This window comes from Hydrogenophaga sp., from assembly GCF_051007235.1.
GTDB lineage: Bacteria > Pseudomonadota > Gammaproteobacteria > Burkholderiales > Burkholderiaceae_C > Hydrogenophaga.
Map to the genome: position 1 here is coordinate 1 of NZ_JBPCSJ010000455.1, position 9,725 is coordinate 9,725.

A 9,725-nucleotide genomic window follows, 5' to 3' on the forward strand; every position below is an offset into this window, starting at 1 on the left:
ACAATGCGGCGAGATCGGGCGCGCGCAATGCTTCGCGCGCGGCGAGCTTGGCCTCGCGGCCGGCCTGCGCGAACTTGTTCCACGGGCACACCGCGAGGCAATCGTCGCAGCCGTAGATGCGGTTGCCGATCAGCGGGCGCAGGTCTTCGGGAATCGGTCCGGCGTGTTCGATGGTGAGGTAAGAGATGCAACGGCGTGCGTCCAGCCGGTGCGGCGCGACGATGGCCTGGGTGGGGCAGACATCGATGCAGGCGCTGCAGGCGCCGCAGTGCTCGCTGACCGGTTCGCTGGCCGGCAAGGCCAGGTCCACATAGATCTCGCCCAGGAAGAACATCGACCCCCCTTCCCGGCTCAACACCAGCGTGTGCTTGCCGCGCCAGCCCTGCCCACTGCGCTGCGCCAGCTCGGCTTCGAGCACAGGTGCGGAATCGGTGAAGGCGCGGTGACCAAAAGGGCCGATCTCTGCGGCAATGCGGTCGGCCAACTTCTGCAGCCGGCTGCGCAGCACCGTGTGATAGTCCCGCCCGCGGGCGTACACGGACACGATGGCCTCGCCAGGACGGGCCAGGCGCTGGCGTTCGACCTCGGTCCAGTCGTCCGGCGTGTCTTGGGGCAGGTAGTCCAGCCGCGCGGTGATCACGCTCACGGTGCCGGGCACCAGCTCGGCCGGGCGCGCGCGCTTGAGGCCGTGGCTGGCCATGTAGGCCATGTCACCGTGGAAGCCGGCGTCCAGCCAGGCCAGTAAACCCGGTTCAGCGGCAGACAGGTCCACCCCGGCCACGCCGATTTGGGACAATGCCAGCTCCCGGCCCCAGGCCTGAACCTTCACCATCAATTGAGCAGCATCAAGTCCGGACATCATGTCCCGCCGATTGTAGGAACGCCACCCGCAGAGGGCGGCGCCGTCTGGCGTGGCCGCTGGGACGACGAAGCCGCGACCGAGGCCTTCGCGCGGCGCCTGGCGGCCTGCCCGGCCATCGCGCACGCCACGCTCACCCTGCAGGGCGACCTGGGCGCAGGCAAGACCACCTTTGTGCGCCACCTGCTGCGCGCGCTGGGCGTGCGCGGCCGCATCAAGAGCCCGACCTACGCGGTGGTGGAGCCGCACAGCGCGATCGACTGCCCGCTGATGCCCGCGGGCAAACCCCTGGCCATCTGGCATTTCGACTTCTACCGCTTCACCGACCCGCGCGAGTGGGAGGACGCGGGCTTCCGGGAACTGTTCGCCAGCCCGGGCCTCAAGCTGGTGGAATGGCCCGAGCGGGCCGCCAATTTCATGCCGCCGGTGGATGCCGAACTGCACATCGAACCCGACCCCATGCAGACCGACCCCGAACACGACGATGCGCGCCTGGTGCGCCTGACCGCCTTCACGCCCGCCGGGCAGAGCCTGCTGGCCGCCCTGCCCGCATGAACGCCATCACCTCGACCGGCCGTCGCCGGCTGCTGCAGGCCGGTTCGCTGGTGCTGCTGCTGGGCGCGCACCACCTGGCGCGCGGCGCCAGCGTGGTGGCGGTGCGGCTGTGGCCGGCGCAGGACTACACGCGCGTGACCATCGAATCCGACGGCGCGCTGAAGGTGCACACGGTCAACGCCAGCGCCACGCGGCTCGCGGTGGACCTGGAGGGCATCGACCTGGTGCCCAGCCTGCGCGAACTGGTGGCCCAGCTCCAGAGCAGCGATCCGAACATCGCGGCCATCCGGGTGGCGCAAGGCAGCGGTTCGCTGGTGCGGCTGACCGTCGACCTCAAGCAGGCGGTCCGGCCCCAGGTGTTCAGCCTCCAGCCGGTGGCGGCGTACCAGCACCGGCTGGTGCTCGACCTCTACCCCTCGGTGCAGGCAGACCCGCTGGAGCAGCTGATCGCCCAGCGGCTCAAAGAGATCGACGAGGCCAGCGAACGCGCGGCGCAGCTGCTGGGGCACGAGACCGGTCTGGTCGGCAGCACGCCCCGGCCGCTGAACCCCACCGTGCCCGACGCAGCCGACCCGCTGGGCGCCCTGATCGCGCAGCGCGAGCGGGCGAAGTCCCCCACCGCAGCCGCCCCGGCTGGCAAACCCTTGCCCAGCCCCACGGCCAGCGCCAGCACGCCCCACCCCAAGGGTGACCGGGACGGCGCGGGCGCCACGGTCAGCGCCGGCAACGCCAAGACACCGGACAGTGCCAACGACCAGGCCACCGAACGCCTGATCATCGTGGCGCTGGACCCCGGCCACGGCGGTGAAGACCCTGGCGCCATCGGCCCTGGCGGCACGTATGAAAAAGACGTGGTGTTGCAGGTGGCGCTCAAGCTGCGCGAGCGCATCAACACCGCCCGCGTCAACGGCAGCCCGATGCGCGCCTACCTCACGCGCGACGCCGACTTTTTCGTGCCCCTGGGGGTGCGGGTGCAGAAGGCCCAGCGCGTCAAGGCCGACCTGTTCATCAGCATCCACGCCGACGCTTTCATGAGCCCGGAACCGGCCGGCGCCAGCGTGTTTGCCCTCAGCACCAAAGGTGCCAGCAGCGCCACCGCGCGCTGGATGGCGAACAAGGAAAACGCGGCCGACCTGGTGGGCGGCATCAACGTCAAGGCCAAGGACGTCACGGTGCAGCGCGCCCTGCTGGACATGAGCACCACCGCTCAGATCAAGGACAGCCTCAAGCTCGGCAGCGCGATGCTGGGCGAGGTCAAGCGCGTAGGCAAGCTGCACAAGCCGCAGGTGGAACAGGCCGGCTTCGCGGTGCTCAAGGCACCGGACATCCCCAGCGTGCTGGTGGAAACCGCTTTCATCAGCAACCCCGACGAAGAGCGGCGCCTGCGCGACGAGGCCTACCAGGACCGGCTGGCCGACGCGCTGATGCGCGGCATCACCCGCTATTTCGCGGCGAACCCGCCGCTGGCCCGTTCGCGCGCGCTCTGACCCCCCCCCGCGCCGCCTGCGGCGTCACCCCCCAGGGGGCGATGCGAGTGGCCCGGCGAAGCCGGTTCCACCGCATCCTCAAAGCAGACACGTCGCGCCGGAAGGGGAGTTGGTCCAGGGCACCGCGGAACCGGCTTTGCCGGGCCGCCAGTGCCGCCCCCTGGGGGGTGACGCCGCAGGCGGCGCGGGGGGGTCAGCTCTTTGCCCGCCACGCGCCGAAGATGGCGATCAGACCCGGCACGATGATCAACGCCCAGATGAACTTGGAGAGGTGGGTCTGCACGAAGGGCAGGTTGCCCAGGAAGTAGCCCGCCGTGGTCAGGCCCACCACCCAGAGGAACGCGCCGATCACGTTGTAGGCGGTGAACTTGCTGCGCGTCATCTCGGCCACCCCGGCCACGAAGGGCGCGAAGGTGCGGATGAAGGGCATGAAGCGCGCGATGATGATGGTCACACCGCCGTAGCGTTCGTAGAAGTTGTGCGCCTGGTTGAAGGCGTTCTTGTTGAAGAAGCGCGAGTCTTCCCACTGAAACACCTTGGGTCCAAAGTAGCGGCCGATGCTGTAGTTGGTCTGGTCGCCCAGGATGGCGGCCACCAGCATCAGGCCGGTGGCCAGCGGCCAGCTCATCAGCCCGGCGCCGCACAGCGCGCCGACGATGAACAGCAGCGAATCGCCGGGCAGGAAGGGCATGACGACCAGCCCCGTCTCGACAAAGATGATGAGGAACAGCAGGGCATAGACCCACGCGCCGTAGGCCTGCACAAAGGCCTGCAGGTGCTGGTCCACATGCAGAATGAAGTCGATCAAGAAGGCAATGAGTTCCATGGGCCGGGATTATCCGGGCTGGACTGGGGGCGCTGGATGGCTTCCTACAATGCCGGGGTGAACGCCTTCCATCCCGCCCCGAGCCACCCCATCCGCCGCCCCATCCAGGAACTGCCCGACGAGCTGATCAGCCAGATCGCGGCCGGTGAGGTGGTCGAGCGCCCCGCATCGGTGGTGCGCGAACTGGTGGACAACGCGCTGGACGCCGGTGCGCGCCAGATTACCGTGCGGCTGCAGGCCGGCGGCATCCGCCTGATCAGCGTGGAAGACGACGGCATCGGCATCCTGCGCGAGGAACTGCCCACCGCACTCAAGCGCCACGCCACCAGCAAGATCGCCAGCCTGCACGACCTGGAAGCCGTGGACACCATGGGTTTCCGCGGCGAGGCGCTGGCCGCCATCTGCTCGATCGCCGAAGTCTCGGTGCTGACCCGCACAGAAGAAGGCTCGGCCCATGGCTGGCTGCTGGACGGCCGCAGCGGTGAGCTTCAACCCACCGCCCGCGCGCGCGGCACCACGGTGGAGGTGCGAGATCTGATCTTCGCCACGCCGGCGCGGCGCAAGTTCCTCAAGTCCGAAAGCACCGAGCTGGCCCACTGCATCGAAGCCGTGCGCCGCCACGCGCTGGCCCGGCCCGAGGTGGGCTTTGCCATCTGGCACGACGGCAAGCTGGTCGCGCAGTGGCGCGCCGTGGCGCCCGACCTGGCGGGGGGCGAGCACCTGCTGGACGCGCTGCGCCGCCGCCTGGCCGACGTGCTGGGAGAAGCGTTCATTGAAAACGCCGTGGCGGTGAACTGGCCGGCCAGCGACGTGCCAGGCGAAGAAGCCACCGCCGGCGGCCAGCAGCGCCTGCGCGTCTGGGGCTTTGCCGGCGTGCCCGACGCGGCGCGCTTGCGCGGCGACTGGCAGTTCGCCTACGTCAATGGCCGCTTCGTGCGCGACAAGGTCATCACCCACGCCGCGCGCAGCGCCTACGAAGACGTGCTGCACGGCCACCGCCAGCCGGTGTACGCGCTGTACGTCAGCATCGACCCGACGCGGGTGGATGTGAACGTGCACCCGACCAAGATCGAGGTGCGCTTTCGCGACAGCCGCGAGGTGCACCAGGCCGTGCGCCACGCGGTGGAAGGCGCGCTGGCCGCACCGCGCTCGGCGCAGGCGCTGCCGGTCAACACCTCGCCGTCCGCCGCCACCCCGACCGACACCGCTGCGTCGTCCTTCCTGAGCCCGGTGCCGCGCCAGCAACCCCTGCCCTGGCGCCCGGATGCGCCGCAGGTCGGCCAGCGGGTGAGCGATATCGGTGCCTTGTGGGGGCGGGACACGACCAGCCCCCCGGCTTGGACCGCGCCCGCGCCAGCCGCCACCGTCTGGGCCCCGACGCCATCGGACACCCCTGCGCCCGCCGCGGGAGCCCCCGCATACCCCCCCGCCCTGCCCGACGGCGAATGGCCGCTGGGCCGCGCCATCGCGCAGCTGCACGGCGTCTACATCCTGGCCGAGAACGCGCACGGCCTGGTGGTGGTGGACATGCACGCCGCGCACGAGCGCATCGTCTACGAGCGCCTGAAGCAACAGCTGGACGCGCACCAGGTCAGCAGCCAGCCGCTGCTGATCCCGGCCACGTTTGCCGCGACGCCCGACGAGGTGGCCACCGCCGAAACCGCGGCCGAGGTGCTGGCGCAGCTGGGGATGGAAATCGTGCCGTTCTCACCCAAGACCCTGGCGGTGCGCGCCGTGCCCAACACCCTGGCCGCCGGCGACCCGGTGGAACTGGCGCGCAGCGTGCTGGCCGAACTGAGCCAGCACGACGCCAGCACCGTGGTGCAGCGCGCCCGCAACGAGCTGCTGGCCACCATGGCCTGCCACGGCGCGGTGCGCGCCAACCGCCGCCTGACGCTGGACGAGATGAACGCCCTGCTGCGCCAGATGGAAGTGACCGAACGCAGCGACCAGTGCAACCACGGCCGGCCCACCTGGCGCCAGCTGGGCATGAAGGATCTGGACGCGCTGTTCCTGCGCGGGCGCTGAGAAAGCACCAAATCAGGGCAATATTCTTCGCAATTGCCCTGTTGCGCACCATTAATGAGCTTCAAGCACCATTAACGAGCCTTTTGAATAGTGAAATGCGGTTTTTTCATAATGTCATGCACTTATTTGGAGCATGACCCGCATGAAGTACGCCACCGTCCACGATTTCCTCGCCCACGTTGAAGCCCGCAACCCGGGCCAGCCGGAGTTCCTGCAAGCCGTCACCGAGGTGATGGACAGCCTCTGGCCGTTCATCGCCGCCCACCTCAAGTACGCCGAGCAGGGGCTGCTGGACCGTCTGGTCGAGCCCGAGCGCGTGGTCATGTTCCGCGTCTCGTGGGTGGACGACCACGGCCAGGTGCAGGTCAACCGCGGCTACCGCATCCAGCACAGCATGGCGATCGGTCCCTACAAGGGCGGCATCCGCTTCCACCCGTCGGTGACGCTGTCGGTGCTCAAGTTCCTGGCCTTCGAGCAGACCTTCAAGAACGCCCTGACCACGCTGCCCATGGGCGGCGGCAAGGGCGGCTCGGACTTCGACCCCAAGGGCAAGAGCCCGGCCGAGGTCATGCGCTTCTGCCAGGCTTTTGTGATGGAGCTGTTCCACCACGTGGGCCCGGACACCGACGTGCCGGCCGGCGACATCGGCGTGGGTGGCCGCGAAGTGGGCTACATGGCCGGCATGTACAAGAAGCTGGCCAACAGCGCCGCCAGCGTGTTCACCGGCAAGGGCCTGTCCTTCGGCGGTTCGCTGATCCGCCCCGAGGCCACCGGCTACGGCACGGTGTACTTCGCCGACGAGATGCTCAAGACCCGCGGCCAGTCCTTCCAGGGCCTGCGCGTCTCGGTCTCGGGTTCGGGCAACGTGGCCCAGTACGCGGTCGAGAAGGCCATGGCCCTGGGCGCCAAGGTCATCACCGTGTCCGACTCCAGCGGCACCATCGTCGACGAAGACGGTTTCTCGCCCGAGAAGCTGGCCATCCTGATGGACGTGAAGAACCACCACTACGGCCGCGTGAGCGACTACGCCGCGCGCACCGGCGTGAAGTTCGAAGCCGGCAAGCGCCCCTGGCACGTGCCGGTGGACGTGGCCCTGCCCTGCGCCACCCAGAACGAGCTGGACGAAGCCGATGCCCGCACCCTGATAGCCAACGGTGTGCTCTGTGTGGCCGAAGGCGCCAACATGCCCTCGACCATCGAGGCCGCCAAGGCCTTTGAAGCGGCGGGCGTGCTCTACGCACCGGGCAAGGCATCCAACGCCGGTGGCGTGGCCACCTCGGGCCTGGAGATGAGCCAGAACGCGATGCGCCTGAGCTGGACGCGCGACGAAGTGGACGCCCGCCTGCTGCAGATCGTGCAGGGCATCCACGCCGCCTGCGTCCAGCACGGCCAGCGCGCCGACGGCAGCATCAGCTACATCGACGGTGCCAATATTGCCGGCTTCGTCAAGGTGGCCGACGCCATGCTGGCGCAAGGCGTGGTCTGATTCGACACGGACCAATGCTCAAGGCCACCCGCGAGGGTGGCCTTTTTTGTGGCCGGCCGCCGAGCGTGTGGGGGTTCAGGTGGTTTAGTCGCCGCTGGCTTCGGGCTGGAACAGGATGGCCAGCACCCGCGCCGTGCGCGGTTCGCCCTGGGGCGTGACCCAGCGGGCCTGAGCACCGACCCGCAACCCCAGCAGGCTGGCGCCCACCGGCGAGAGCACCGAAATGAAGCCCTGCGCAGGCTCGGCGTCGTCGGGGTAGCACAGCGTGAGCGTGCGGGGTTGCGGCGTGCCGTCCTCCAGGATCTGGATCTGCGAGTACATGGTGACCACATCGGCCGGCACCGCCGGAGACGGCACCTGCTCGGCCAGTTCCAGCGCGTCCGACAGTTCGTCGGGCGCACCGCTGGTCTCCAGTTTGGTCAGGCGGACGAAGTCGAGTTCGGTGACGACACGGTCACCGCAGGCAAACAAGGACATGAAAACTCCAGAAAAGGCGGGTCCCAGGCCGACAGGCCATGGGACGGTGTTGCGCTGGAGGTGGGCCCGGCGACCGGTGGTCGCGCTGACGGAGGAGAAGGTGGTCGCCGGGCTCAGGAATCTGCGGCCGTGCGCCGCATGCCGGTGGCCGGTCGGTCGACACGCGCCCACCGCTCGCCCAGCGCCAACGGCGCGGACCAGAACATGAGAGGGTGGTGAGGACGGCGAACCATGGCCGCGACTGTAGGAGACGCACCCCGCGGTGTCATACCCCGCCACCCACACGGCCCAGCGCACGGGAAGCCCCTTGGGGTGAACTTTTCCCACGGCACGCGCATCATCCAGCGTCATGAAACGCCTGATCGCCCTTGTTCTGTGTTCGGCCGCCCTGCTGGCTGGCTGCGCCAGCCTTGACGAACGCCAGCGCGGCTGGATCTTCCAGACGTCCGACCGCAGCTGGTGGCGCGGTGAGGAAGCTGCCCAGGGCATGCAGGACGTGTGGATTCACTTCGCCTCCAGAGAGACCGGCGAACCCGCCCGGTTGCACGGCCTGTGGAGCCCGAACGAACGCTTCGAAAAGGACCCCAAGGCCCCCGTGCTGCTGTACCTGCATGGCGCCCGTTTCAACGTGGTCGGCTCGGCCTTCCGCGCCCGGCGCATGCAGGAACTGGGCTTTTCGGTGCTGGCGGTGGACTACCGCGGTTTTGGCAAGAGCACGAACACACTGCCATCGGAGTCCATGGCCTACGAAGACGCCCGCGCCGCCTGGGACTGGCTGGCCCGGCAGTACCCGGACAGGCCGCGCTACATCTTCGGCCACTCGCTGGGTGGCGCCATCGCCATTGACCTGGCCGCCCAGGTGGGCGACGAGGCGGGCACCCTGGTCGAAGGCACCTTCACCTCCATCCCCGACGTGGTCAGTTCGTACAAGTGGGGCTGGCTGCCGCTGGGGCCGCTGATCACGCAGCGCTTCGAAGCCATCGAGCGTGTGAAAAACATCGGCTCCCCTTTGCTGGTGGTGCACGGCAGCGAGGACAACACCATCAAGCCCGAACTGGGGCGCAAGCTGTTCGAGGCCGCCACCGGGCAAAAACGCTTCGTGCTGGTCGAGGGCGGCTCGCACCACAACACCAACGCGGTGGGGCAACCGCAGTACCGCTTGGCGCTGGCCGAACTGTTCGGCATGAGGTGACCCTTCCCCGCGCCGCTGAACTGACGCCCCCCCGCGCCGCCTTCGGCGTCACCCCCAGGGGGCGATGCGAGCGGCCCGGCAAAGCCGGTTCCACCGCATCCTGGCCGCAGGCACGTCACGCCGGTCAGACATGGGCCTTCTGCTACCCTCGACCCGATGTCCTTTTCCGCCGCTTCTGCTTCGCCCTCGCGCATGTCGCCCGGCCTGATCGTGCTGGTGCTTTCGCTGCTGCTGGGCCTGCAGCCCATCACGACCGACCTGTACCTGCCGGCCCTGCCCGCCATGACGCAGGGCTTCGGTGCCAGCCTGTCCCAGGCCCAGCTCACGCTCACCGCGCTGCTGCTCTCGTTTGGCATGTCGCAACTGGTGTGGGGCCCGCTGTCGGACCGCTTCGGCCGCCGCCCGGTGCTGCTGTGGGGCACGCTGCTGTATGTGCTGGCGTCGGTGGCCAGCGCCTTCGTGGTGTCGATGGAGCAGCTGATCGCGCTGCGCGCGCTGCAGGGCGTGGCCATGGGCGCGGGCGTGATGTGCGCACGCGCGGTGGTGCGCGACCTGTACGCCCCCAGCGAGGGCGCGCGCATCATGTCCAAAGGCCTGACCGGCCTGGGCGTGATCGCCTGTGCCAGCGCGCCGGTGGGCGGTCTCCTGTCCGAGCACTTCGGCTTTCGCGTGACGCTGCTGGCGCTGGCGGTGTTCGGCGCCATCGCACTGGCGGTGGTGGCGCTGCGGTTCGAAGAAACCCTGGCGCAGAAAAAACCCCGCGCGCTGGAGCCGTTGACGCTGCTGCGCACCTGGGGCCAGATCGTGCGCTACCC

At 69.0% G+C, this 9,725-nt stretch carries 9 protein-coding genes; 6 read left to right on the forward strand and 3 right to left on the reverse strand.

Translation table 11 applies throughout. The features are described 5' to 3' along the window. The coding region (gene queG / locus ACR2JA_RS16230) for a tRNA epoxyqueuosine(34) reductase QueG (RefSeq protein WP_434010111.1) at positions 1 to 832 on the reverse strand (832 nt) is incomplete at its 3' end. A gap of 12 nt (positions 833 to 844) precedes the next feature. Here queG and tsaE point away from each other — a divergent pair. Together tsaE and ACR2JA_RS16240 are read left to right on the forward strand one after the other, a co-directional pair. Then, positions 845 to 1,414 (forward strand): tRNA (adenosine(37)-N6)-threonylcarbamoyltransferase complex ATPase subunit type 1 TsaE, encoded by a 570-nt coding sequence (gene tsaE, locus ACR2JA_RS16235; protein WP_434010119.1) that lies wholly within the window; start codon positions 845 to 847, stop codon positions 1,412 to 1,414. Next, positions 1,411 to 2,901 (forward strand): N-acetylmuramoyl-L-alanine amidase, encoded by a 1,491-nt coding sequence (locus ACR2JA_RS16240; protein WP_434010112.1) that lies wholly within the window; start codon positions 1,411 to 1,413, stop codon positions 2,899 to 2,901. Before tsaE ends, ACR2JA_RS16240 begins: the two co-directional genes overlap by 4 nt. A 193-nt stretch (positions 2,902 to 3,094) precedes the next feature. Here the strand turns inward: ACR2JA_RS16240 and ACR2JA_RS16245 are convergent, their stop codons facing one another. After that, a complete protein-coding gene (locus ACR2JA_RS16245) occupies positions 3,095 to 3,727 on the reverse strand; it encodes a DedA family protein (protein WP_434010113.1) in 633 nt (210 codons plus the stop codon). 36 nt (positions 3,728 to 3,763) lie between these two features. Between ACR2JA_RS16245 and mutL the strand changes: the two genes are divergently transcribed. Both mutL and gdhA read left to right on the forward strand, forming a co-directional pair. Continuing rightward, entirely contained in the window at positions 3,764 to 5,755 is a 1,992-nt protein-coding gene (gene mutL / locus ACR2JA_RS16250) for a DNA mismatch repair endonuclease MutL (protein ID WP_434010114.1), read from the forward strand. 142 nt (positions 5,756 to 5,897) lie between these two features. After that, positions 5,898 to 7,241 carry an NADP-specific glutamate dehydrogenase gene (gdhA, locus tag ACR2JA_RS16255; protein ID WP_434010115.1) on the forward strand — a complete coding sequence of 448 codons (1,344 nt, stop codon included), beginning with the start codon at positions 5,898 to 5,900 and terminating at the stop codon, positions 7,239 to 7,241. Positions 7,242 to 7,325: 84 nt separating this feature from the next. On the opposite strand, the gene ACR2JA_RS16260 is transcribed toward gdhA, so the two are convergent. Next, the gene (locus ACR2JA_RS16260) at positions 7,326 to 7,718 is read right to left on the reverse strand and encodes a GreA/GreB family elongation factor (RefSeq protein WP_434010116.1); all 393 of its coding nucleotides are present in this window, start codon (positions 7,716 to 7,718) and stop codon (positions 7,326 to 7,328) included. 349 nt (positions 7,719 to 8,067) lie between these two features. Here ACR2JA_RS16260 and ACR2JA_RS16265 point away from each other — a divergent pair, with 349 nt between their 5' ends. Then, complete coding sequence (locus tag ACR2JA_RS16265; protein WP_434010117.1) at positions 8,068 to 8,910, forward strand: alpha/beta hydrolase; 843 nt, start codon at positions 8,068 to 8,070, stop codon at positions 8,908 to 8,910. 156 nt (positions 8,911 to 9,066) lie between these two features. Next, positions 9,067 to 9,725: MFS transporter (locus ACR2JA_RS16270; protein WP_434010118.1), on the forward strand; the 659-nt coding region annotated here is incomplete at its 3' end.

What these genes read in the sequence shown, in the direction of transcription:
- ACR2JA_RS16240 (WP_434010112.1), top strand. Translation starts at nt 1,411, where the DNA reads ATGAACGCCATCACCTCGACCGGCCGTCGCCGGCTGCTGCAGGCCGGT.
- ACR2JA_RS16245 (WP_434010113.1), bottom strand. Translation starts at nt 3,727, where the DNA reads ATGGAACTCATTGCCTTCTTGATCGACTTCATTCTGCATGTGGACCAG.
- mutL (WP_434010114.1), top strand. Translation starts at nt 3,764, where the DNA reads ATGGCTTCCTACAATGCCGGGGTGAACGCCTTCCATCCCGCCCCGAGC.
- gdhA (WP_434010115.1), top strand. Translation starts at nt 5,898, where the DNA reads ATGAAGTACGCCACCGTCCACGATTTCCTCGCCCACGTTGAAGCCCGC.
- ACR2JA_RS16260 (WP_434010116.1), bottom strand. Translation starts at nt 7,718, where the DNA reads ATGTCCTTGTTTGCCTGCGGTGACCGTGTCGTCACCGAACTCGACTTC.
- ACR2JA_RS16265 (WP_434010117.1), top strand. Translation starts at nt 8,068, where the DNA reads ATGAAACGCCTGATCGCCCTTGTTCTGTGTTCGGCCGCCCTGCTGGCT.